This window comes from Rhizobium nepotum 39/7 (assembly GCF_000949865.1).
In the GTDB taxonomy this organism is placed as follows: Bacteria; Pseudomonadota; Alphaproteobacteria; order Rhizobiales; family Rhizobiaceae; genus Agrobacterium; species Agrobacterium nepotum.
Genome location: NZ_JWJH01000008.1, coordinates 154,032 through 177,375, shown reverse-complemented (window position 1 = coordinate 177,375; position 23,344 = coordinate 154,032). Strand labels below are relative to the sequence as shown.

General features: G+C 57.5%; 19 protein-coding genes and 1 pseudogene. 18 read left to right on the top strand and 2 right to left on the bottom strand.

The features are described 5' to 3' along the window. Positions 1-133: 133 nt before the first annotated feature. From RS75_RS10795 to RS75_RS10770, 6 genes are all read left to right on the top strand, one after another. Positions 134-1,336, top strand: a complete 1,203-nt coding sequence (locus RS75_RS10795; protein ID WP_045020182.1) for a 2-aminoethylphosphonate--pyruvate transaminase — start codon at positions 134-136, stop codon at positions 1,334-1,336. Positions 1,337-1,354: 18 nt separating this feature from the next. Continuing rightward, a complete protein-coding gene (gene phnA, locus RS75_RS10790) occupies positions 1,355-2,614 on the top strand; it encodes a phosphonoacetate hydrolase (RefSeq protein WP_045020231.1) in 1,260 nt (419 codons plus the stop codon). 12 nt (positions 2,615-2,626) lie between these two features. Further along, the gene (phnY, locus tag RS75_RS10785; protein WP_045020180.1) at positions 2,627-4,081 is read left to right on the top strand and encodes a phosphonoacetaldehyde dehydrogenase; all 1,455 of its coding nucleotides are present in this window, start codon (positions 2,627-2,629) and stop codon (positions 4,079-4,081) included. Positions 4,082-4,371: 290 nt separating this feature from the next. After that, on the top strand, positions 4,372-5,394 hold the full coding sequence (locus tag RS75_RS10780) for a putative 2-aminoethylphosphonate ABC transporter substrate-binding protein (RefSeq protein WP_045020178.1): 1,023 nt from the start codon (positions 4,372-4,374) through the stop codon (positions 5,392-5,394). An 80-nt stretch (positions 5,395-5,474) separates the two neighbouring features. After that, positions 5,475-6,650 (top strand): putative 2-aminoethylphosphonate ABC transporter ATP-binding protein, encoded by a 1,176-nt coding sequence (locus RS75_RS10775; RefSeq protein ID WP_045020176.1) that lies wholly within the window; start codon positions 5,475-5,477, stop codon positions 6,648-6,650. Then, the gene (locus RS75_RS10770) at positions 6,650-8,665 is read left to right on the top strand and encodes a putative 2-aminoethylphosphonate ABC transporter permease subunit (protein WP_045020229.1); all 2,016 of its coding nucleotides are present in this window, start codon (positions 6,650-6,652) and stop codon (positions 8,663-8,665) included. Before RS75_RS10775 ends, RS75_RS10770 begins: the two co-directional genes overlap by 1 nt. Positions 8,666-8,768: 103 nt before the next feature. Here RS75_RS10770 and RS75_RS10765 read toward each other — a convergent pair whose 3' ends face one another. Beyond that, positions 8,769-9,635 carry a LysR substrate-binding domain-containing protein gene (locus tag RS75_RS10765; RefSeq protein WP_045020174.1) on the bottom strand — a complete coding sequence of 289 codons (867 nt, stop codon included), beginning with the start codon at positions 9,633-9,635 and terminating at the stop codon, positions 8,769-8,771. A 646-nt stretch (positions 9,636-10,281) separates the two neighbouring features. Here RS75_RS10765 and RS75_RS10760 point away from each other — a divergent pair. Genes RS75_RS10760 through RS75_RS10740 form a run of 5 tightly spaced genes read left to right on the top strand, consistent with a single transcriptional unit; the run spans position 10,282 to position 16,336 of the window. Then, complete coding sequence (locus RS75_RS10760; protein ID WP_045020172.1) at positions 10,282-11,874, top strand: ABC transporter substrate-binding protein; 1,593 nt, start codon at positions 10,282-10,284, stop codon at positions 11,872-11,874. Between the two features lie 46 nt (positions 11,875-11,920). Beyond that, the gene (locus tag RS75_RS10755; RefSeq protein ID WP_045020170.1) at positions 11,921-12,898 is read left to right on the top strand and encodes an ABC transporter permease; all 978 of its coding nucleotides are present in this window, start codon (positions 11,921-11,923) and stop codon (positions 12,896-12,898) included. Continuing rightward, on the top strand, positions 12,891-13,766 hold the full coding sequence (locus tag RS75_RS10750) for an ABC transporter permease (protein WP_045020168.1): 876 nt from the start codon (positions 12,891-12,893) through the stop codon (positions 13,764-13,766). The genes RS75_RS10755 and RS75_RS10750 overlap by 8 nt, the downstream gene beginning before the upstream one ends. 1 nt (position 13,767) lies before the next feature. Then, positions 13,768-15,438: a dipeptide ABC transporter ATP-binding protein gene (locus RS75_RS10745; protein WP_045020166.1), complete on the top strand. Its 1,671-nt coding sequence runs from the start codon at positions 13,768-13,770 to the stop codon at positions 15,436-15,438. Further along, positions 15,428-16,336: a PHP domain-containing protein gene (locus RS75_RS10740; RefSeq protein ID WP_045020165.1), complete on the top strand. Its 909-nt coding sequence runs from the start codon at positions 15,428-15,430 to the stop codon at positions 16,334-16,336. The genes RS75_RS10745 and RS75_RS10740 overlap by 11 nt, the downstream gene beginning before the upstream one ends. 519 nt (positions 16,337-16,855) lie before the next feature. On the opposite strand, the pseudogene RS75_RS27070 reads toward RS75_RS10740, so the two are convergent. Beyond that, a pseudogene (locus RS75_RS27070) lies at positions 16,856-17,095 on the bottom strand (transposase); the annotation flags it as partial. 248 nt (positions 17,096-17,343) lie between these two features. On the opposite strand from RS75_RS27070, the gene RS75_RS10730 reads away from it, so the two are divergent. The 7 genes from RS75_RS10730 to RS75_RS10700 are packed head-to-tail and all read left to right on the top strand — an operon-like array spanning position 17,344 to position 23,340. After that, entirely contained in the window at positions 17,344-17,778 is a 435-nt protein-coding gene (locus tag RS75_RS10730; protein WP_045020163.1) for an acetyl-CoA carboxylase biotin carboxyl carrier protein, read from the top strand. Further along, positions 17,778-19,166 (top strand): acetyl-CoA carboxylase biotin carboxylase subunit, encoded by a 1,389-nt coding sequence (locus RS75_RS10725; protein WP_045020160.1) that lies wholly within the window; start codon positions 17,778-17,780, stop codon positions 19,164-19,166. The genes RS75_RS10730 and RS75_RS10725 overlap by 1 nt, the downstream gene beginning before the upstream one ends. After that, positions 19,163-19,585, top strand: a complete 423-nt coding sequence (locus tag RS75_RS10720) for a dihydrolipoyllysine-residue succinyltransferase component of 2-oxoglutarate dehydrogenase complex (protein ID WP_045020158.1) — start codon at positions 19,163-19,165, stop codon at positions 19,583-19,585. The genes RS75_RS10725 and RS75_RS10720 overlap by 4 nt, the downstream gene beginning before the upstream one ends. Positions 19,586-19,587: 2 nt before the next feature. Beyond that, positions 19,588-20,295 (top strand): 5-oxoprolinase subunit PxpB, encoded by a 708-nt coding sequence (gene pxpB / locus RS75_RS10715; RefSeq protein ID WP_045020156.1) that lies wholly within the window; start codon positions 19,588-19,590, stop codon positions 20,293-20,295. After that, positions 20,292-21,287, top strand: coding sequence for a 5-oxoprolinase subunit C family protein (locus RS75_RS10710; protein ID WP_045020154.1), 996 nt, complete (start codon positions 20,292-20,294; stop codon positions 21,285-21,287). Before pxpB ends, RS75_RS10710 begins: the two co-directional genes overlap by 4 nt. A 30-nt stretch (positions 21,288-21,317) precedes the next feature. Next, positions 21,318-22,085: a 5-oxoprolinase subunit PxpA gene (locus tag RS75_RS10705; protein ID WP_045020152.1), complete on the top strand. Its 768-nt coding sequence runs from the start codon at positions 21,318-21,320 to the stop codon at positions 22,083-22,085. A 49-nt stretch (positions 22,086-22,134) separates the two neighbouring features. After that, positions 22,135-23,340: a pyridoxal phosphate-dependent aminotransferase gene (locus tag RS75_RS10700; RefSeq protein WP_084686773.1), complete on the top strand. Its 1,206-nt coding sequence runs from the start codon at positions 22,135-22,137 to the stop codon at positions 23,338-23,340. Positions 23,341-23,344 lie beyond the last annotated feature (4 nt).

Below are 23,344 nucleotides of genomic sequence, written 5' to 3'. Positions count from 1 at the left end.
ATCACTTTTGTAGCATGATCTCTCTCGCGGCGATACATAACTTGTATCTATGGTTTTATCTAAAAGATCGATTTTACAGATATATGTTTCGCTTGCATTGTTGTCTTCGGATAGCCAAACGCGAGGACGAGCCATGCCAAATACCGCTTCTGAGACAACCATCGCTCCGCTGGAATCGCCGAGGCTCGGCGAACCCTACCTCCTGACACCTGGTCCGCTGACGACGGCCTATGCGGTCAAGGAGGCAATGCTGCGGGACTGGGGATCCTGGGACGGCGATTTTCGCGCCATGACCGCTACCCTGCGCCGCCAGCTTCTCGACATCGTCGGCGATACGGCCGGCGAGTTCGATTGCGTGCCCATGCAGGGTAGCGGGTCCTTTTCTGTGGAAGCCATGCTCGGCAGCTTCGTGCCACGTGACGGCAAGGTTCTGGTGTTGAGCAACGGCGCCTATGGCAAGCGCATCGCTCAGACACTTTCCTATCTCGGTCGCGACCATGCCATGATTGACAAGGGCGACTACATGCCGCCTCGCGGGCCGGAAATCGCTGCCGCTCTGGATGCCGATCCAGACATCAGCCATGTCGTGGTGGTTCATTGCGAGACCAGCTCCGGCATTCTCAACCCGCTGAAGGAAATCTCCGAAACCGTCTATTCGCGAGGTCGCAAGCTGCTGGTCGATTCAATGAGCGCCTTTGGCGCCGTGCCGGCCGGCCTTGCCGATTTCCGCTACGAGGCGATTGTGTCCTCCGCCAACAAATGCATCGAGGGTGTGCCGGGTTTCGGCTTCGTCATCGCCCGCAAGAGCGAGCTGGAAGCCGCCAAAGGACGCAGCCATTCGCTCAGCCTCGATATGCACGCTCAGTGGGAGCACATGAACAAGACCGGTCAATGGCGTTTCACGCCGCCGACCCACGTCGTCGCCGCTTTCCTGCAAGCGTTGCGCCTGCATCGCGAGGAGGGCGGCGTTGCCGCGCGCGGCGCACGCTACGCCCGTAACCGTGACGTCATGGTCGCCGGAATGCGCGAGGCCGGCTTCGAAACGCTGCTCGCCGACCAATGGCTCTCACCGATCATCGTCACCTTCTTCAGCCCGGCGCATCCGGCCTTCGCCTTCGACCGCTTCTACGATCTCATGAAGGACAAGGGGTTCATCATCTATCCCGGCAAGCTGACGGTGGTGGACAGTTTCCGTGTCGGCTGCATCGGTCATATGGACGAGCACGTCATGCGCCGTGTGGTGAATGCTGCCCGCTCCTCGCTTGCGGAGATGGGTGTCGACAACGCCGCCCCGCCCGCCATCGCCCTTGAAGAACGCAGCCGCCTCGCGGCTTAACGAAAAATGGAACCTTCGATGAACCAGATGTCTCCCATCACCGTTGTTGCCAACCGTCGCAGCTATCCGTGGCCGAACGTTCCAGCGATCGCCATCTGCCTCGACGGCTGCGAGCCGGCCTATCTCGACAAGGCCATCGAGGCCGGCCTGATGCCGACGCTTGCACGCATACGCGGGACGGGCACGGAGCGCACCGCGCTCAGCGTCATCCCGAGCTTCACCAATCCGAACAACCTCTCCATCGCCACCGGCCGCCCGCCGGCCATCCACGGTATCTGCGGCAATTATCTCTACGAGCCGGCAACCGGCAGGGAAGTGATGATGAACGACCCGCGCTTCCTGCGCGCGCCAACCCTCTTCAAGGCCTTTTACGATGCCGGCGCCAGGGTCGCCGTGGTGACGGCGAAGGACAAGCTGCGCGCGCTTCTGGGCCATGGCCTGAAGTTCGACGAGGGCCGGGCGATCTGCTTCTCCTCGGAAAAGTCCGACACCACCACCAGGGCGGACAACGGGATCGACAACGCCTCGGCCTGGCTCGGCCGCGCCGTGCCGGAAGTCTATTCGGCCGAACTCTCCGAGTTCGTCTTTGCGGCCGGTGTGAAGCTCCTCAGGGAATTCCGCCCGGACGTGATGTATCTCACCACCACCGACTACGTGCAGCACAAATATGCCCCCGGCGTGAAGCAGGCGAACGACTTCTACGAGATGTTCGACAGATATCTGACCGAGCTCGATGCACTGGGTGCCGCGATCGTGGTCACCGCCGACCACGGCATGAAGCCCAAGCATAAGGCCGACGGCACCCCCGATGTGATCTACGTGCAGGACCTGCTCGACGACTGGCTCGGCAAGGATGCCGCCCGCGTCATCCTGCCGATCACCGACCCCTATGTCGTGCATCACGGCGCGCTCGGTTCCTTCGCCACGGCCTACCTGCCGGAAGACGCGGACAAGGAAGGGATCATCGAGCGGCTGAAGGCGATCGAGGGCATCGAGATCGTGCTGTCGCGGCCGGAAGCCTGCGTGCGTTTCGAGTTGCCCGACGACCGCATCGGCGACATCGTCATGCTCTCCACCGAGAACAAGACGCTCGGCACCAGCGAGCACCGCCATGATCTGGCCGCGCTGAACGAACCGCTGCGCTCGCATGGCGGCCTGACGGAGCAGAAAGTGCCCTTCATCGTCAACCGCACGCTGCCCGAACTGCTTTCGGCCGGTACGCTGCGCAATTTCGATGCCTTCTATTACGCGCTGGTCGCAGCCGCACAGCCGGCATAAAGGGAGGGAGCGATGACCAAGGTAGAAGCGACATTCGCAATCCGCCACGAGCCGATGCGCATCGCCGGCAAGAGGGTCGATGCCGACGATGTGGTCGAGGTTCGTTATCCGTGGAACGATGCCGTCATCGGCACCGTGCCGGCCGGCAATGCCGGGCATGCACGCCAGGCCTTCGAGATCGCGGCAGCCTACCAGCCGAAGCTGACGCGCTACGAGCGCCAGCGTATTCTGCTGAAGGCCGCCGAACTGCTGGTTGCCCGCAGGGAGGAAGTCTCCGATCTCATTACGCTGGAACTGGGCATTTCCAGGCAGGACTCTCTTTATGAGGTCGGCCGCGCCTTCGATGTCTTCACGCTCTGCGGGCAGATGTGCATCCATGACGATGGCGAGATATTCTCCTGCGACCTTACCCCGCATGGCAAGCAACGCAAGATCTTCACCACCCGCGAGCCGCTGACGGCCATTTCGGCGATCACGCCGTTCAACCACCCCCTCAACATGGTGGCGCACAAGATCGCGCCGGCGATCGCCACCAACAACTGCATCGTCGTCAAGCCGACGGAACTGACGCCGATGACCGCGCTGGTGCTGGCCGACATTCTCTACGAGGCCGGCCTGCCGCCCCAGATGCTCTCCGTCGTCACCGGCTGGCCGCAGGCGATCGGCGACGAGATGATCACCAATCCCAATATCGATCTCATCACCTTCACCGGCGGCGTGCCGGTCGGCAAGCTGATCGCCGCAAAGGCGGGGTACAAGCGCCAGGTGCTGGAGCTCGGCGGCAATGATCCGCTGATCATCCTCAACGACCTGTCGGATGACGATCTGGCCAGAGCCGCCGACCTTGCCGTGGCGGGGGCGACAAAAAACTCCGGCCAGCGCTGCACCGCCGTCAAGCGCATCCTCTGCCAGGAACGTGTTGCCGACCGTTTCGTGCCGATGGTACTGGAGCGGGCAAAGGCGATCACCTTCGGCGATCCCATGGACCGCGCGACGCAGCTCGGTACCGTCGTGCACGAAAAGGCCGCGGCCCTCTTCGAAAAGCGGGTCTATATGGCCGCCGAACAGGGCGCCGACGTGCTCTATGATCCCGGCCGCAAAGGCGCCCTGCTGCCGCCGATCGTCGTTGATCGCGTGCCGCACGGCTCCGAGCTCGTCATGGAGGAAACGTTTGGCCCGATCATCCCGATCATCCGGGCGCCGGATGACGATGATGCCCTCATCGCCCTTTCCAACTCGACCGCCTTCGGCCTCTCCTCCGGTGTCTGCACCAACGATTTCCGCCGCATGCAGAAATACATCACTGGCCTGAAGGTCGGCACCGTCAACATCTGGGAAGTCCCAGGATACCGCATCGAAATGTCGCCCTTCGGAGGCATCAAGGATTCCGGAAACGGATATAAGGAAGGCGTCATCGAAGCCATGAAAAGCTTCACAAATGTCAAAACTTTCTCTCTGCCATGGTAGGTCGAAAGAACCCCTGCGAGATCGCCTTCGGGAGCCGCTCCATGCGGCTCCTTTTTTGTTGCCTGTGAAAACGGCACGCATGACCGTTTTGACGGCAAACATTGTACATATGCCCGTTTTTGCGGCGTTTTATCTATAGATTTTACCTTGGTAACGATAAGAATAATAAATTTTACTTACTGAATGCCCTTGCGCAAAATGCCCTCCTGAAGCCGATCATCAAGGGCGACACGTAGATCGCCCGCCGCGCTTCCCGGGTTTTTCCAGGCTTCCAGAGGAGAATTTCAATCATGAATAGATACGTGCTTTTTCTGCTTGCCGGCACGGTCAGCGCCGCGCTCCCCGTCATTGCTTCTGCTGAAACCCAACTGACGGTTTATACCGCGGTCGAAGCCGTTGACCTTGACCGGTATAAGGCGACGTTCGAAAAGGCCCACCCCGAAATCAAAATCAACTGGGTGCGCGACTCCACCGGCGTGATGACTGCCAAGCTGCTCGCCGAAAAGGACAATCCGCAGGCTGATGTGGTCTGGGGTCTGGCCGCAACCTCGCTGCTGCTTTTGAAGACCGAAGGTATGCTCGATGCCTACGAGCCGAAGGGCATCGAGGCACTCGACAAGAAATTCGTCGATAAGGACAACCCGCCGAGTTGGGTGGGCATGGACGCCTATGTCGCGGCGCTCTGTTACAACACCGTGGAGGGCGAAAAACTCGGCCTCAAGGCGCCGGCGAGCTGGAGCGACCTGACCAAGCCAGAATACAAGGGCCGTATCGTAATGCCGAATCCGGCCTCGTCCGGTACCGGCTTCCTCGACGTCTCAGGCTGGCTTCAGATGTGGGGCGAGGAGAAGGCCTGGTCCTTCATGGACAAGCTTCATGAAAACATTGCGGCCTACACGCATTCCGGCTCGAAGCCCTGCAAGATGGCGGGCGCCGGCGAAGCGGTGATCGGTGTGTCGTTCGAATTTCCCGGCGCCAAGGCCAAGAGCGCCGGAGCGCCCATCGACATCATCTTTCCATCAGAAGGATCTGGCTGGGAGGCGGAAGCGACGGCCATCATTGCCGGCACGGCTAATCTCGATGCCGCCAAGACCCTGGTCGATTGGTCTGTCACCAAAGAAGCCAATGAAATGTACAATGCCGGCTATGCCGTCGTCGCCTATCCGGGCGTCGCCAAGCAGGTCGAGCATCTACCGGCGGACATTGCTTCCAAGATGATCGACAACGACTTCGAATGGGCCGCCAACAACCGCGGCGTCATCCTGAAGGAATGGCAGAAGCGTTACGACGCCAAGTCGGAACCCAAAAGCTGAGCCTGACTGGCGGGCGGAGCGATTTCAGGCTCCGCCCTTCGCATTCTCGACCATCGCCTGACAGCCAGCGGAGCCCGCAGATGAGACATGCCATGTCGATCGAACCGATACCCCCAAGCAATCCCTGCGGCGCCGGGGACGCGGGTATCCAGTCGCGGCCCTATCTGGAGATCTCCGACCTCTGGAAGAACTACGGCGATTTCGTCGCGCTGCGCGACATCTCGCTCACCATAGCCAAGGGAGAATTCATCTGTTTTCTTGGCCCGTCGGGCTGCGGCAAGACAACCCTGTTGCGCGCGATCGCCGGCCTTGACCTCCAGACACACGGCACGATCCTCCAGGACGGCCGCGACATCTCAACGCTGCCGGCGTCACAGCGCGACTATGGCATCGTCTTCCAGTCCTACGCGCTTTTCCCCAACCTCACCATCGAGCAAAACATTGCCTTCGGCCTGCAAAACACCGGTCGCTCCAAACAGGAAATCGCCGCCCGCGTTGCTGAACTCCTCACAACGGTCGGCCTGTCGGCGCAGGGAAGGAAGTACCCGGCCCAGCTTTCCGGCGGCCAGCAGCAACGTATCGCGCTTGCCCGCGCCATCGCAATTTCGCCAGGACTGCTTCTGCTCGATGAGCCGCTGTCCGCGCTCGACGCCAAGGTGCGTGTGCACCTGCGTCACGAAATCAAGGCGCTGCAACGCAAGCTCGGCGTCACAACGGTCATGGTCACGCACGATCAGGAAGAGGCGCTCGCCATGGCCGACCGGATCGTCGTCATGAACCATGGCGTCATAGAGCAGGTCGGTTCCCCCACGGACATCTACCGCCATCCAGACACCCTGTTCGTTGCAGACTTCATCGGAGAAACCAACCAGTTTCTCGCAACGGTCCCGCGGCATGGCGAGGTCGAGATCGGCCATTCATCCTTCTGTTGTTCGACCGAGGGCTTTACCGTGGGCCATGCGGCGACGGCCGTCGTGCGTCCCGTCGATATCATCCCACACGGTGCCGATGCCCATGCGGTCAACGCTGTCGACCGCCCGGCGACGCCGCAGAACCTCATCGATGCCGAAGTGCAGGAGATGGAATTTCTTGGCATGTTCTGGCGCACGCGGCTGACCGCACCGCGGCTTGGCGAACGCACGCTCGTCGCCGATTTCTCGGTCAATGCGGTGCGACGCCTCAGGATCGAAACGGGCGGCGTCATTCAGGTGGAAATCCCGCGCGAGCGCCTGCTGCTCTATCCGAGGAACGCATGATGAACATCGTTCTCGAAGCACCCAATCTTCCACTCGCCGGCAGGCGGCTCCGTCAGGAAACCTCCCGTGACGATCGCGTCAAACTCGGTTTCATGGCCATCATCGGCCTCTATTTGGTCGTCGCGCTCGGCGCGCCGCTCTTCATCATGCTGTCGAAATCACTCTCGACCTACGAATTTAAACTTGCGGCCTTCGAGTTTCAGGTGAGTGATGAGACAGGTGTGAATTGGGGGCCAGTCGTAAACGCGGAGGCGCTGAACAGGACGCTTGGCGCCGTCGGTGAAACAGAACTTACCACCAATTCCGACGGCCGGCTCGCCGCCACCAAATTCTTCCCCGAGTTCAAGTTTCGCAGTCCGGTAAAGTATCGTGTCCGTGGCACAACCACCGATGCCGCGTTCCTTGCCGGATCCACACTGGAAAAGGGGACGGAGTGGCGCGAATATGATTCCGGCACCTTCCGGCGTATCGTACTCAGGCCCGCCCGGAGCCTGGGCTTTGAGAATTTCAGGACCTACTTTTCGACGCCGGCATTGGCGCAATCGATCACCAATTCGGTTCTGATGGCGCTGATCAGCACCGCATTCACCGTCTCCGTCGCCTTCGCGCTCGCTTACGGGCTGACACGCAGCTGCATGCCGCTGAAGGGCCTGTTCCGCGGCATTCTGGCGCTCCCGATACTGGTACCCTCGTTGCTGCCCGGCATCGCGCTCGTCTATCTCTTCGGCAACCAGGGTATATTCAAGGACTGGCTCCTCGGTTATTCCATATATGGGCCGATCGGCATCGTCATCGGATCGGTTTTCTTCACGCTGCCGCACGCTTTTCTGATCATCCTGACGGCGCTGTCCGTGGCCGACGCGCGGCACTACGAAGCCGCCGCCTCCCTGAAGGCCAGCAAATGGCGCACATTCAGGACGGTAACGGTGCCCGGTGCGCGCTATGGTTTGGTCTCTGCCGCTTTCGTGGTCTTCACGCTGGTTATCACCGATTTCGGCTTGCCCAAGGTGATCGGAGGCCAATACGGCATGCTCGCCGTCGATATCTACAAGCAGGTGATCGGCCAGCAGAATTTCGAAATGGGGGCGGTCGTTTCCGTCATCCTGCTCGTACCGGCGATCCTCGCCTTCGCCGTCGACCGACGCATGCAGAAACGGCAGGTCGCGTTGCTCTCGGCCCGTGCCGTACCCTATACACCGAAGTCGAATGCCCGCATGGACAGGTGCTGCTTCGCCTTCGCCTGCCTTGTGAGCCTTTTTATCCTCGGCATGGTCGCCATGTGCCAGATCGCTGCGGCCGTAAAGTTCTGGCCCTATGACCTGACGCTGACGACGAAGAACTTCGCCTTCGACCTGATGGACGGCGGTGGCTGGGCGGCCTATGGTAACTCGATCAAGCTAGCCCTGCTGACGGCATTCTTCGGCTCGCTCGTCGTCTTCGCCGGCGCCTACATGGTCGAAAAGACGGATGGTTTCCGCTTGGGCCGAAACCTTTTTCATTTCCTGGCGATGATGCCGATGGCCGTGCCAGGCATGGTGCTCGGCCTCGCCTATATCTTCTTCTTCAACAACCCCGCCAACCCTTTGAATTCAATCTACGGCACGATGACGATCCTCGTTGTCTGCACCGTGACGCATTTCTATACGGTCGCTCATCTGACGGCGCTGACAGCTCTCAAGCAGATGGATCCGGAATTCGAATCCGTCGCAGCCTCCCTGAAGCAACCTTTCCAACGGCTGTTCTTCCGGGTGACGGTGCCGGTCTGCCTGCCAGCGATCCTCAACATTGCGATCTATCTCTTCGTCAATGCGATGACGACGGTCTCCGCCGTGGTCTTCCTCTATTCCACGGACACCAAGCTCGCCTCCGTTGCCGTGCTCAACATGGACGATGCGGGCGACATCGCGCCGGCCGCCGCGATGGGCATGATGATCTTCTACACGAATGTAGCCGCCAAGCTCATCCACGCGCTGGTCGCCCGCGGTCTGTTGGCGCGGACTCAGGCCTGGCGATAGGGGGACGGCGCCACCCATCGACGGGATGTTGGGGTTGCAAGGCGATTGCGGCTCAAGCAAATCTGGTCATTCATGCTGTAGTTGTGGGCAATGAGTACTGAACCTAGCGGGCTTCCGCTATTTCGATAAAAGCCTCGATCTTGGGGGAATGACGCCGCTCCATCAGGCAGGCGAGACGGTATTCGGTGGAGACTTCCGCGTCGGCAATATGGATGGTCTTTAATCGCGGATGCGACACGAACTCGAAATCTGCAACAACACCCACGCCAAGCCCTTGCTCAACTGCTTTCCAGACACCCTCGCGGCTACCGATTTCGATAAAAGGGTTGATCGCGACTTCGGCTATCTTGGCTGCACGCTCAAGCGAGCGCCTTGTCGTGGAGCCGACCTCCCGGAGTATCAGCGGCTGATCCGCGAGTTCGGCGATGCTTATGCTGTCTCGAGAAAACCACGGGTGGTCAGCATTGATGAAGACAACAACCTCATGGCGGTTGTAGGGCACCGTATATATGCGTGGGTCGTCCACAACATGGGCAAGGATACCAACGTCTGACTCCAGATCGAGTATTCGTTGTAATGTCTGGTCGGAATTGCCCAGCAGCATACCGACCTTGATTGCGGGGTACTTGGCGAGAAACCGGGCGATCATCTCCGTCGCGTGGAAGGGACCGACCGCGGCGACGCGAAGTTCACCGGTCATCAGCTTGCCGCTGTTCGTCAGCAGTTCCTCTGCTTCGTCATTCAGTTTCATGATGCGGCGGCTGATGTCAAACAGCGCTATGCCCGTTTCGGTCAGTTCAACACGTCGACCACGCCGGATCAGCAATTCGACGCCGTATCGATCCTCAAGTTCTTTCACCTGGGTCGTGATCGTCGGTTGGGTAACATTCAATGCGTTCGCAGCCGCCGTGAAGCCGTTGTTTTCGGCCACGGCATGAAAGGATCGAAGCTGGGTAAATACTATAGCCACAGCCTATGATAGGCGACAAAGATTTGTATTAGTCAATAGGAAAGCCGTTTGGCAATGTCCTTATCGAGAACAGGAAATCGAAAAAAGGAAAAGCTCATGTGGTCGTCCTGCAATCCCGTCAATGTTCGATCAGAGTGGTGAGCTTACGGACGTTTCAGACGGCTCCGTCTGTGCTTTAGCGACATCCGGACACGCATCTCCAAGCACTTGCCGCTGATCTCGCAGTCACGGGTATGTGAACCGGTGATTGGCGACGTTGTCCATCATTGCGGCGTGCACAGGACCGGTTTGGAAGCCTGGTCGACCATGCGTTCGAGGGTGAGGGGGGCCAAAACTTCATCGGGCAATGTACGGGGTTTCCGGCTTCTGCATAAGGACAATCGATAGGTCGACCTACCAGTTGAGATCATTTCTGCAAAAATCGGGCTTTGCTGGAGCGCCGTCACATAACAGTCATCGGATGACGTTATCCATAGCTTCAGTCAATGGATTCGATAGAAACATAGTATTTGATGTTGAATTTCGACCGTGCGAGGTTGAGAATGGGGTGGAGTATAATTGTCACTTCCCACCGCCGCGCAGAGCATAAGCCCTTGAGTTCGCGGCATCGCCAGGTTGCTCGAACCGACTTCATGGAGACGACGCAGTGACCCCGATCTCAAAACGCGATTTCCTGCAACTTTTGGCGGTCGGCGCCTCCGCTCTTGGCCTTGAGCCTCTGCTCGGGAGCAATTACGCAATCGCTGCTGGGGCGTTGCCGTCCTGGGCATCAACACCGAATGACATGGCACCAAAGTCGGGTGGCAAGCTGGTATATGGCCAGACATACCCGAACTGGGCTGTGGGTACGTCCAACAACGGCAAGCATCCGTATTACTGGATCGATCTTTTAACGCGGTCGATATGGAACTGTCTGATCTGGATTGATCATGACTTCAACCTGCAAGGCGAGTTGGCAGAAAGCTGGCATCCGACCGACGAGACATTGAAGATCTGGGACATCAAGCTGCGTGAGGGCGTGCAGTTTCACAACGGCAAGGAAATGACTTCTGACGACGTCGTTGCGTCATTCAACGCGCATATCAAGCAGAAGGCGAGCGGCTTTTTCAACAAATGGTTCGAGAAGGTCGAGGCGCAGGGCAAATACGGCGTCCGCTTTACACTTAATGCAAGTTATGCGGAATTCCCGTACATTCTTGCCGAATATCGGCTCACGGTCGTCCCGGCCGCAGAACCAGAGGCAATTTTCGCCGACGGCATTGGTACTGGTCCTTTCAAGCTGGTTCAGGTCGACAATCGCCGTGGCTTCAAGGCTGTGCGCAACGAAAATTACTGGCTGCAGGGCCGTCCCTACTTCGACGAGATCGAAGGTTATGTGGTGAACTCGCAGACCGCGATTAACGGTTTCCGATCAGGCCAGTTCAATGCGGTTTTCAACATTGATCCGACCACGGCGGGTCAGTTTGAGGGCGCTGGCGGCGTGGTTCACAAATCCCAAGGCGGCGACCAGTTCCTGATCGGCCTGCCTAAAAACCTCAACCTACCCTGGAACGATGCAAAGGTCCGCGAAGCAATGACGCTGAGCATCGACCGGGATGCCATCAATACCATCGTCTACAACGATCCGGGCAGTTGGGTTGGCAACGACACGCAAATGTCAGGCATCAACAAAGAGTTTCTGCCGCGACAGCTCGCGTTCGATCCCGCGCGCGCGAAAAAGCTTCTTGCAGAAGCAGGCCATCCGAATGGGATCACGCTTCCGCCGGTCGTATTTGCGCCGTCCTTTCCCGAAATGCCGAGGGTGATGGCGATCGCCGCCGAGTCTCTGAAGAAAGCCGGCATCAATATCGAGATTCGCGAAATGCCGACCGATGGTTTCGATGCTTATGTGAAGCAGGTCAATCCCCCTTTCGGGCGCCCCAACGCAGGCGTTGTCGGCCCGCGAAATCCTGCAATCAATCTGGGACGCATGGTTACCAATCCGACTGAGTCTGCGGGCTGGACCGGCCCGAACGCTGAGCGTTATGGAAAGCTCTTTGAGGCAGCAATTGCGGAGCCGAATGATGAGAAGCGCTTCGAGAAATATCAAGAACTACAACGCCTTGCTCAAGCGGACACACCAGCAATCGTGCTCGGCGGCCGGCGCAATATGCTTGCGCATCATCCCTCGGTGAAGAACCTGAAGTCCCATTCGCAGAATTGGGGTAGCAGGTTCGATGATTGCTGGATCGACGTTTGACCGGATCGCTACGGGCCGATCCCTGAACCCCCGCCGGGAGCGCATTATGTCAAATATCGTCACGATGATCGGCAGAAGGATTTTCCTGTCCTTATTTATCCTGACATTGACGTCACTCATTGTGTTCCTTGGCACCGAAGTGCTCCCGGGTGACGCATTAACGGCAACGATTCCGGCCGATGAGATGGCCTTCTATACAGAAGATCAGCTCGCGCAAATGCGAGCGGAACTGGGGTTGGACCGTTCGATCCCCGTCCGCTTCTTCGAGGTCTGGCATCAGCTGGTTACGTTTGATTTTGGAAAGACGATGGTCAAGCGTGAGCCCGTCATAGACCACATATACCATCCCATGCTCAATTCGGCGATCATGGCCGGAATTGCGCTTCTGGTGATGCTTGTGATCGTCATAACACTTGGAGTGTTGGCCAGTTTGAGATCAGGCAAATGGCTGGACACGTCGATCACCGGTGCAACGCTTTTTACCTATTCGATGCCCGATTTTGTCGTCAGCAATATCTTCGTCATCGTTTTTGCGGTCTGGCTCGGCATCGTTCCCGCAGTCATATTCGCGCCGACCGATGCTCCCGCGCTGACTATCCTTGCAGCGGCGATTTTGCCGGTCGTCGCTTTGTGTGTACACGGCGCAGCTTACCAGTTCCGATTGCTTCGTGCCGGAATGGTCGAAGCCTTGAATAGCGACTATGTCGAGCGCGCCCGGTTGGCAGGAATACCGTCCTGGCGGATTGCCATCAAGCACGCGCTGCCATCGGCTCTCATTCCAATGCTGAATGGCACGGCCAGCTTCATTGCAGGCCTTCTGGCCGGTTCGGTCGTTGTCGAGGCCGTCTTCAAATATCCCGGTGCCGGCGGCGAACTTTTACGCGCGATCTCGCAACGCGAGATCCCGACCATTCAGGCTATTGCCTTCCTGGCTGCTCTGGCTGTTGTCGTATCCAATTTGATCGCCGATCTGGCGATCCTTGCTCTTGATCCTCGCGTTCGTATGAGTGCCCGCCATGGCTGATTTTCCAATCGTCACCGTCGAAGCCAAACCAGGATTGCGTTCGTCGCCACTAAGGCGCGCGCTTTCAGAACCGGCTACGCTAATCGGGGCCGTCCTCGTTGTGGTTCATCTGTGTCTGGCCGTATTCAGCCCAATCATTGCGCCCCATGACGCCAGCGCGCTTGTCGGAGCGCCTTTGCTGCGGCCGTCATGGGATTTTCTGATGGGAACGGATCAGATCGGACGAGACTATTTCAGCAGGATTATCGAGGGAGGCCGTGTCGCTCTGCTCGTCTCATTCTGCGGCGTCGCGATCGCGCTCGTCGTCGGATCAACACTTGGTATCCTCGCCGGCTACATCGGCGGCCGGTTCGATGAAGCGGTTATGCGGGTTGTCGATGCCTTGATGGCAATCCCGGACATCATTCTTATCGCCATTTTGACTCTCGCCCTCGGCAAGGATGTGGGTGCACTGATCCCGATTGTTGCCGTTGTTTATGCCTGGGGTGTTGTCCGAGTGATCCGCGCCAAGACCATAAGTCTCTCCACACTCGATTTTATCCGGGCAGCCGAGTTGCGCGGCGAAACGCGTCTGGCAATTATGGCAAGGGAAATACTTCCCAATCTGGTGGGACTTCTCGGGGTGGAGCTTGCGGTTCGTCTATCTTCTGCCGTGCTGCGGATCAGTGCTCTCTCGTTTCTGGGTCTCGGCATCAGTCAGCCGACCCCCGACTGGGGTTTGATGGTGCAGGAAGCGATGGGTGTGGTCTTCACCGACCCGTGGTTTCTCCTGTTGCCAGCCGTAATGTTATCGAGCCTCATAATTGGCGTAAACTTCCTGGTCGACGGTCTTGCACGAGCCTTTGGCATCACCTCAACGGAGCTTTGATATGCTGGACAACGCTCATATCGAAGTGCGCAATCTAAAACTGGTCTATAAAACCGGGCGTAAGACCGAGACCGCAGCACTTGAGGATATCAGTTTCAAGATTCCGAAAGGCCAGACGATCGGTATTGTCGGCGAGAGCGGTTGCGGGAAATCGTCGCTGGCTCGAGCATTTCTCGCATATAGCCGTCCCGGTGCCAGAATTGCCGCCGGCTCGATCATTGTCGCGGGCAAAGACATTCTCGAACTTGATGCCGCAGAGTTGCGCAGGTATCGCGGCGGTCGCGCTGCGATGGTGCCGCAGAATCCCCTTTCCTCCCTGACGCCGCATCGCACCATCGGCCAACATCTGATTGAGCTTATCAACCTCCACACTGCGGCTTCCGGCCAGCAGCCGAAAACCCGTGCGCTGGAGTTACTGGCTGAAATGGAGTTGCCGGATCCGGCCACGATATTCGATCGCTATCCGCATCAGTTGTCGGGCGGCCAACGCCAGCGTGTCGTTATTGCCGCCGCCTTGGTCGCAGAACCCGAATTGATCATCCTTGATGAGCCCACGACTGCACTCGATAAAACCGTGGAAGCGCAGGTTCTCGACTTGGTGGGACGCCTGCAAAAACGCACAAATACCACCCTGGTCTACGTCAGCCATGATCTGAATGTCATCGCTCGCATGTGCGAACGCGTTCTCGTCATGAAAGATGGAAAAGTACTGGAGGACGGGCCAACGCAGCAAGTCTTCGCAAATCCGTCTACCGACTATGCCAGATCGCTAATTGCGGCCATTCCCAGACTGGATGTGAGCAGGTCGAACGCAGCAATCGATCAGAATGCACCCGATATACTCGCGATCAAGGACCTCTCGTTCACTTACGAACGGCCGACGTCGTGGCGCTTGCTGCAAAAGCTGGTTCCACGCAAAGCTCCAGCTTCTCCTATTCTCTCAGACATCTCTTTGAGCATTCCAAAAGGGACAACCTTGGGCGTGGTCGGCGAATCCGGTAGTGGAAAATCCACATTGGCGTCGATCATTTCGGGGCTGGTCGATGGAAACGGCGGGGAAATCGTTTTTGACGGCAAGATTGTCTCTGGGCTCACGACATCCCGCAATCATGACCTTCGCCGCCGTGTACAAATGATCTTTCAGGATCCGGCCTCATCTCTCAACCCACAGCACACGGTCGAGCAATTGATCACGAGGCCGCTCCAGATTTTCTTCGGCATGACGCGGGCGGCCGCTCGCGACCGTGCCGTAGAACTCCTCCTGGAACTCGACCTGGGCCCGGCTTTTTTGCAACGCTCGCCACGGCAGCTTTCAGGGGGGCAACAGCAACGTGTCGCTATTGCCCGTGCATTCGCTGGGAAGCCGGACCTCATTCTTTGCGATGAAATCACGTCTGCTCTCGATGTTACGGTACAGGCATCCGTCCTGAAGGTGATGAAACGGCTGCAGCGAGAGCACCAGACCACCTACCTGTTCATCTCGCACGACCTGCCGGTCGTTGCGGAAATGTCGGATCAGATCCTTGTTTTAGAAAAAGGGCGCATCCGCGATTACGGTGGAACGGCCGATATCCTTCGAGCGCCGACGTCCGATTACACAAGAAAATTGCTGGCGGCTTTCGATTCAGCATCTCAACAACTCGCAAACAGGACAATGAAGCATGCAAGCTGAAGCTTTTGCCACGGCAGGTCAGTTTTACAAAGGAAACCTGCATACACATTCTAGCCTCTCCGACGGGAAGCTGGATGCCGAGGAAGTGTGCAAACGATATCGTGAGAGGGGCTATGACTTTCTTTGCCTCTCCGACCATTTCATGCCGCACTATAATTATCCGATCGCGGATACGCGCCCCTATAGAACGAACACATTCACAACCCTTTTGGGTGCAGAATGTCATGCGCCATCAACCGAACATGGCGAGAAATGGCACATACTGGCGGTTGGTCTACCGGCGGATTTTCCTCCGAACGGCGCTGATGAAACCGGTCCTCAGCTTGCGCAACGATGCATCGACGCGGGCGCTTTCGTTGCCATCCCGCATCCCGAATGGTATGCGCTCACAGCGGGCGATGCCGCGTCAGTTCCGGGCGCTCATGCCGTTGAGGTCTACAATCACACTAGCCAGGTTTTGAATGGTCGCGGCGGAGGATCCTATTATCTCGACGATATCCTTAACACTGGCCGGCACATCAATGCATTGGCATGTGATGACGCTCACTGGGTGGCTGGAGAAGATCAGAACCGTGATGCCTTCGGCGGCTGGGTTATGGTCAAAGCCGAGGCTAACGAGCCGGAAGCTTTACTTCAGGCCTTGAAGAAGGGTCATTATTATTCGACCCAGGGGCCCTCAATCGAAGATATCCGCATCGAAGATGGCCAGGTTTCCGTTAAATGCTCGCCAGCGTTTCAGGTATCGATTGTCGGCCGCGCTTCGCGCAACGAAAAATTATCCGGAACCGATTTGACCTCTGCGCGATTTTCTCTGGCAAAGTTTGATGGTGACTGGTGGCGCGTTGTGGTGATCGACGCGAATGGGAAGATCGCGTGGTCAAACCCGTTCTACAAGTAAATGAATCGCCAAGTTTGCATCTAAGAGAGTATGTGCCTACTCTGTTTGCATGTTTGCCGCAAAAAGGCGGCTCCTAAGTGAAAGGGCGCTAAACTCGACATGTTTGATGTCCGCGCATGTCGCCCTGAGGCCATCTACGGTGTTTGCGTAGCAATGTCGCGCCATGGCGTAGAATCGGCGGGACGAGAGGGATTCGAGCTCGACTTACGTTGAGCGACTAAGCTGCTAGCTTTGGTATGGTTCTCTCGACCAATCGCAAGAATTGGCCCCCGCAACCAAATACAAAAATATCAAAGGGCTCCGCGGAAACTCGGAGCCCTTTTGGCGTTCAATTGGCGTTTAAAGCCGTTGGATACCGCAAATGACTTGCTGGCGTTATATCCCCGATGGGGCTCTAGGGTCAGGACTCGTTAAATCAAAGCCAGAAGATGACGGCCGCAGCGATGCATATGCTTGAGAAGAAGGTATGAGCGCAGCGGCATCGATCATCGATTACTCGGGCTTGCCCCGCTTTGCGGTTAGTTCGGCCAGAATGCGATTGAATATACCGAGCCGGCTCCAGCGGATGAAGCGGTTGTAGATCGTCTTGTGCGGCCCTTACGCCTTCGGCGCGTCGCGCTATCGCAACTCATTACGCTGAACAAAGATGATGCCGCTCAAAACAAGCCTGTTATCAACGCGCGGAACGCCGTACGACAGCGGGAAATACCGTTCGATCCGACGCATCTGCATTTCCGATGGCAACATCAATTCACTCATTGGGGTCCCTCCGTTCGATCCAAGTGAATCAAAACCGAGCAAACCCCGCAAGGGATTTAATATGTCCTGAGCCTAACAGCGGGCAGTCGTTGCTAACTCAACAGCTTACGGCACGGATTAATTGAACACCTCCATCAAAAGTTCTTCTGACCCCATCAAACAGCCTATCGTGCTAGGTCTACGTCAGCCGAAAGTGATCCCGATCTTGCGGGATTACCGGATGGCTTTGGACAATGCCGAGTACGTTTATGAACCTGTCGAAGATAAAGACGCTGATTGATTTTGTCGGACGAACGAACGTCACCGAACTCACGGTGACGGAGAAAAACGTGACTGTGCGGATATTCAAAACCGCACCTAAAACAGATGCTGCCAGCAATGTCTCGGTCAAAGCCGGGGGCGAAGCTCTGATTGATGAGCCTACTTCTACCCTTCCTACCAGCACATCGGCAACCTCCGTTCATGCCCCGATTTTTGGCGTTCTGCACCGTGCTTCCGCGCCGGGACAACCTTCATTTGTTGAGGCTGGAGATGTGGTCGAGGAGGGGCAGGCCCTCTTCATCATTGAAGCCATGAAAGTGTTCAACAAAATCGTTGCTCCGCGTGCAGGCCGCATCACCTATCTTACGGAGGTTGATGGCGGAGAGGTTGAGGTGAACGATCTGCTGGCGGAGATCGTGTGATGGCAGAAAGTCTCAAGGCTGCGTCGGATACATCTGGCTTCGATACGGTTCTGATTGCCAACCGGGGTGAAATTGCTGCACGCATTCAGCGCGCTTGCCGCGAGTTGGGCTTAAAGACCGTGGCGATCTGCTCGGAGGCGGACAGGCAGGCTCCATATGGCCAAACGGCCGATAGCTTCCTTTGTGTTGGCCCGGCGAATGCCGCCAAGAGCTACCTCAATCAGAACGCCATTTTAATCGCTGCCCGTTTGACGGGTGCGGGTGCGATCCATCCCGGTTATGGATTTCTCTCTGAAAACGCCGCTTTTTCGCAGGCTGTCGAAGACGCCGGTCTTGTATTCATCGGCCCGGACGCAAGATCAATCTCCGCGATGGGCGACAAAATCGCTGCCAAACGGGCAATGATTGCGGCCGGTGTGCCATGCGTCCCGGGACCGGATACAGCGCTTCCCGAGGATGCCGGGACTGTGGAGCGTATCGCGAATGAGATCGGCTATCCAGTCATCATCAAAGCTGCGGGTGGCGGCGGCGGACGTGGCATGCGGGTGGTACAGGAACCTGCCTTGCTTCACGAAGCGATTGCCTTGACGAGGGAGGAGGCGAGGCAAGCTTTTGGCTCTGCTGCGCTTTACATGGAAAAGTTTCTCCAGCATCCCCGTCACATCGAGATACAGGTACTGTGCGACACCCACGGCAATGCCGTCTGGCTTGGTCACCGCGACTGTTCGATGCAGCGCCGCCATCAAAAAGTGGTCGAAGAAGCGCCAGCGCCTGGAATTTCGGTCGAGGTGATCCAGCCGGTCGGAATGGCTTGCGTCGAGGCTTGCCGGCAGATCCGCTATCGCGGGGTGGGGACTTTCGAATTCCTGTTTGAAGACGACAAGTTCTATTTCATCGAGATGAATACGCGCTTGCAGGTTGAGCATCCCGTTACGGAGATGACGAGCGGGATTGACGTCGTTCAGGCCCAGATCAAGGCGGCGCAGGGTAAGCCTCTGGATCTGCATCAGGCCGATGTTGTCTGCGATGGGCATTCCTTCGAATGCCGTATCAATGCCGAGGATCCTGATAATTTTTTGCCGTCAGCGGGCGTCGTGACCGATCTTGTGCTGCCGGAAGGCGAGGGGATTCGCGTCGATACCCACATCCATCTCGGCTACCGGGTGTCATCTTATTATGATTCCCTGATCGCCAAATTGATCGTGCATGCGCCGACCCGCACTGAAGCCATGGTAAGGATGCGCCAAGCGCTTGCGGGTACACAGGTGGAGGGTATTTCGACCAATCTTCCCCTCCTGCGCGCTCTGTTTGAGGACGAAGCTTTCTCGCAGGGTGAAAAAGACATTCACTATCTTGAACAATGGCTAAAAGAACGGAAGGCGGCATGAGTAGGCCCGACTTTAGCGACCCCGTCTCACTGATTGCCTTGACCGACATGCTGACGGATGCAGGCGTGGACGGCGTGGAAATTACGACGCCTGAGGGGCAGGTACGCATTATCGTTTCTGCCCCGGCAAGATCTGCCACTTCCTTCGCTGACACCGTTTGCTCATCAAAGGTCGATGTTTCGAAAGTGGTGGTGAAAGCGCCGATTGCGGGTCATTTCTGTTTTTCGCATCCTTCTCTACCTACCGAAACGCAAAGTTTTCCGCGTTTGGTTGCCGCAGATGACGTGATTGGATTTATCCGCATCGACCACATTCTCGTTCCCCTCGTCGCTGGTCGTAACGGTTCTCTCGTCAATCAGCTAGCGGCGCAGGATGCTCTGGTTGGTTTCGGTGATCCGCTGTTCGAAATCGAGCTTTAATCATGATTGCTACATCGAACACCCTTTCACCTCGCCACGAAATTCAGCCTGCCATCAAAAGGCAGGCGCGTGTTTCATTCATAGGCTCCCGGTCGTTTTTGCTCGAAGCATCCGGCGAGTTCAATCTGCCTGCACAGCGCTGGATTTGGGCGCTTTCGCAAGCGGTAAAAGGTTGGGCAGGTGTCGCCGAAGTCATTCCCGGCATGACGAACCTTCTGGCGATTTTCAAGGAAACGCCTGAAGACCCGGAGTTCGTCGTTTCCCAGTTGCACGACGCCTGGGATAAAGCCGTCAGTCTGGATATCGTCGGGAAGACAGTTGAAATACCGGTACATTACGGTGGCGAATACGCTGGCGACCTTCCTGCCCTCTGCGATTTTTCAGGGCTTAGCGACCGAGAAATCGTGCGGATTCACCATGAGGCGACCTACCGCGTCTTTGCGCTTGGGAGTGCACCGGGCTTTGGCTACCTGTATGGCCTTGATGCGCGTATCTACATGCCGCGAAAAACCGTGCCATCGATCAAGATGGAGAAAGGTTGCGTGACGATCGGTGGAATGCAGACGGGTGTGGCGATGTTGACTGGACCGAATGGGTGGAATTCCATCGGTTACGCGGATTTGCAGATGTTCGATCCTGCCTCTTCTACGCCAGCACTTTTGGCACCCGGAGATACGGTTCGCTTCATACCGACAGGCATCGAACTATGATCGAGATCATCGAAACCGGCCCGTTCAACACTGTCCAAGACCTCGGTCGCCCCGGTTACCGCGATATCGGAGTTTCCGCTGGCGGTGCCATGGACCCTCTTTCGGTCAAAATCGGCAATATTCTGACCGGCAATGCGGCAGATGCTGCCGTCATCGAGATTCAGACTTTTCCATTCACACTGTGTTTTACAGGGGCAGCAATATTTGCCGTAACCGGGGCGGATGGGCGTCCTTTGGTGGACGGGAAAGAATTGCTTTCCTGGTGCACTCATGTCGGCAAGGAAGGCCAGATACTGGAGCTGAGGCAGCCGCCGAAACTCGCCCGCGCCTATATTGCTGTTGCGGGCGGGGTGGATGTTCCGGTCTTGATGGGATCCCGGAGCACGGCACTGCGCGGTAGTTTCGGCGGTTACAGTGGACGACCGCTTGCAAAAGGCGACAGACTGGAAATCGGAACTTCTGCCGATCTGTTGCCACTGCCTTTAAACGGGGTTGGAGTGGTCGAACCTTCGGTGGCTTTGGGAGATATCTTCCCGCCCGTGGTTGACGGCGTATTGCCAGTGCGCGCCATTCCGGCCGGCGAACACGAGCTGTTTGCCAATGACGGTGAGGCGTTCTGGAGCCAGATCTGGCGGATATCTTCCCGCAGCGATCGGACCGGCTATCGGCTGTCGGGTGATCCCGTCAAGCCGACCGAAACCGTCGAAATGCGCTCCCACGGTGTGGTGCCGGGCGTTGTGCAGATGCCGCCAGGTGGCGAGCCGATTATCCAGATGAGCGATGCAAATACGGCGGGCGGTTACCCCAAGATTGCGGGTGTGATCGAGGCTGACCTGTGGCGGTTAGGACAGGCACGCGCGGGCGGGAAGATCAAATTCGTGAGGTCCAATCATGAGGAAGCACGTTTGGCCGAGCGGGCAGTTGCAAAATACGTCGATGATGTCCGGCAGACCTCACAGATGGTCAAACGGGCGCTGAATGCGATGGTTTGACGGAAAACCAGGGAGCAAAGGGAGGAAACGATGAAGATCGATCTGAACTCCGACATGGGCGAAGGCTTCGGCCCTTACCGGCTCTGTGACGACGAAGCGATGATGAAGCTCGTATCGTCGGCCAACATTGCCTGCGGTTTTCATGGCGGCGAGCCAGATATCATGGCCCGAATGGTTCGCCTCGCGAAGGAAAATGGCGTCGGCATCGGCGCGCATCCGGGATTGCCTGATAGGGCAGGCTTCGGCCGCCGCGAAATGCCGTTTCAACCGGATGAGTTGAGACAGCAGATGCTCTACCAGCTCGGAGCCTTGATCGCGATTGCCAAAAGCGAAGGCGTCGAGGTCGGGCACTTCAGTTTTCATGCGGCCATGGGCAATATGGTCAATCGCGACCCGGCGCTTGCCGACCTGATGATGAATGCCATTTCTGCCGTTGATTCAAAGCTTGTGGTGTTCGTAACGCCGGAGAGCGAAATCGAAAAAGCGGCAAAACGCGTTGGGTTGAAGACGCTGGCATTGTTTTTGGCCGACCGCGCCTATGACGCCAAGGGAAGCCTTGTCGCGCGGGGTCTTCCCGGCGCTCTGGTCAAGGACGAGCCATCGGTGCGCGCGCGCGTCCGCCGGTTCCTGACTGATGGCACGGTCGAAGCCATCGATGGCACGGTGATTGCCATGCCGGCGCGCTCCATCCTCGTCCACAGCGATACGCCCGGTTCACTGGAGCTGGCGCGTATCGTGCGTAGTGAAATCAGCGTCTCCGGCGCAACGCTAGCACCTGCCGCAGAACTCGCGTCTTAATGGGCCTTTGGTTGGCCCGTTCTCCAAATCTTACCGAAAGATCATGCAGATGCCCTCTACATCAGACCGCCTGAAAAACGTTTCCATTTCCGCTTCCGCCGCCATGACTCAGCGCGCCAGAGAGCTGGCTGCGCAGGGTATCAAGGTGGTCAGCCTCTCTTCGGGTGAACCGGACTTTCCGACGCCCGCTCACGCTGTCGAGGCCGCGCACGAAGCAGCCCTTGGCGGGCAGACGAAATACCCGCCAATGGATGGCACACCTGCGCTGAAGGCCGCGATCGCCAGAAAGTTCAAGCGGGACAATAATCTGACCTATGATGCCAGCCAGATCATCGTTTCCGCAGGCGGCAAACAGGTGATCTTCAACGCGATGCTTGCAACCTGCAATCCGGGCGACGAGGTCGTTATTCCCACGCCGTCATGGGTCAGCTATGCGGATATCGTGAAATTTGCAGGTGGTGTTCCTGTTGCGGTGCCGTGCTTTGAACAAACCGGTTTCAAACTGCGTGCCGAGGACCTGGAAGCTGCGATTACGCCGCGTACCAAGTGGCTCTTTCTCAACTTCCCCAACAACCCCACAGGTGCTGCCTGCTCCCGTGCGGAGATGGCAGCAATCGCAGAAGTTATGCTGCGTCATCCCGATGTCTGGATTCTGACTGACGATATTTACGAGCATCTTGTCTATGACGGCTTCGAATTCAGCACAATTGCCGATGTCGAACCGCAGCTCTATGACCGCGTGCTGACCATGAACGGCGTGTCGAAGGCTTACGCCATGACGGGATGGCGTCTGGGTTACTGCGCCAGCGGCTCGAAGGAACTCATCGCGGCAATAAGCAACGTAAACGGCCAGAACGGTGGCGGCATTGCCACCGTTTCGCAGGCGGCAGCGATTGCGGCACTCGATGGTCCTCAGAATCTTCTTAAAGAACGCGCCGCTATTTATCGTGAGCGTCGCGATTTTGTTCTGGGCAAGCTCGCCGGGATTGACGGTTTGCGCTGCCATAAGCCGGAAGGCGCTTTTTACCTCTATCCCAATATGTCGGGGCTCATCGGCAAGACTACCAAGGGCGGACGCAAAATCGAAGGCGATGTGGATTTCGTGATGGCGCTTGTGGATGAGCACCACGTAGCAACGGTACAAGGCGCCGCCTATGGTATGAGCCCGCACTTCCGGATCTCCTATGCAACAAGTATGGAGATGTTGAGCGAGGGTTGCGCCCGCATTGCGCAGTTCTGCCAGGATATGCGTTGATCCT

Coding starts and splice junctions, on each gene's coding strand:
- RS75_RS10720 (WP_045020158.1), top strand. CDS start 19,163: ATGAGTAGGCCCGACTTTAGCGACCCCGTCTCACTGATTGCCTTGACC.
- RS75_RS10775 (WP_045020176.1), top strand. CDS start 5,475: ATGAGACATGCCATGTCGATCGAACCGATACCCCCAAGCAATCCCTGC.
- RS75_RS10700 (WP_084686773.1), top strand. CDS start 22,135: ATGCCCTCTACATCAGACCGCCTGAAAAACGTTTCCATTTCCGCTTCC.
- phnY (WP_045020180.1), top strand. CDS start 2,627: ATGACCAAGGTAGAAGCGACATTCGCAATCCGCCACGAGCCGATGCGC.
- phnA (WP_045020231.1), top strand. CDS start 1,355: ATGAACCAGATGTCTCCCATCACCGTTGTTGCCAACCGTCGCAGCTAT.
- RS75_RS10710 (WP_045020154.1), top strand. CDS start 20,292: ATGATCGAGATCATCGAAACCGGCCCGTTCAACACTGTCCAAGACCTC.
- RS75_RS10750 (WP_045020168.1), top strand. CDS start 12,891: ATGGCTGATTTTCCAATCGTCACCGTCGAAGCCAAACCAGGATTGCGT.
- RS75_RS10730 (WP_045020163.1), top strand. CDS start 17,344: ATGAACCTGTCGAAGATAAAGACGCTGATTGATTTTGTCGGACGAACG.
- RS75_RS10740 (WP_045020165.1), top strand. CDS start 15,428: ATGCAAGCTGAAGCTTTTGCCACGGCAGGTCAGTTTTACAAAGGAAAC.
- RS75_RS10755 (WP_045020170.1), top strand. CDS start 11,921: ATGTCAAATATCGTCACGATGATCGGCAGAAGGATTTTCCTGTCCTTA.
- RS75_RS10780 (WP_045020178.1), top strand. CDS start 4,372: ATGAATAGATACGTGCTTTTTCTGCTTGCCGGCACGGTCAGCGCCGCG.
- RS75_RS10745 (WP_045020166.1), top strand. CDS start 13,768: ATGCTGGACAACGCTCATATCGAAGTGCGCAATCTAAAACTGGTCTAT.
- RS75_RS10795 (WP_045020182.1), top strand. CDS start 134: ATGCCAAATACCGCTTCTGAGACAACCATCGCTCCGCTGGAATCGCCG.
- RS75_RS10725 (WP_045020160.1), top strand. CDS start 17,778: ATGGCAGAAAGTCTCAAGGCTGCGTCGGATACATCTGGCTTCGATACG.
- pxpB (WP_045020156.1), top strand. CDS start 19,588: ATGATTGCTACATCGAACACCCTTTCACCTCGCCACGAAATTCAGCCT.
- RS75_RS10705 (WP_045020152.1), top strand. CDS start 21,318: ATGAAGATCGATCTGAACTCCGACATGGGCGAAGGCTTCGGCCCTTAC.
- RS75_RS10770 (WP_045020229.1), top strand. CDS start 6,650: ATGAACATCGTTCTCGAAGCACCCAATCTTCCACTCGCCGGCAGGCGG.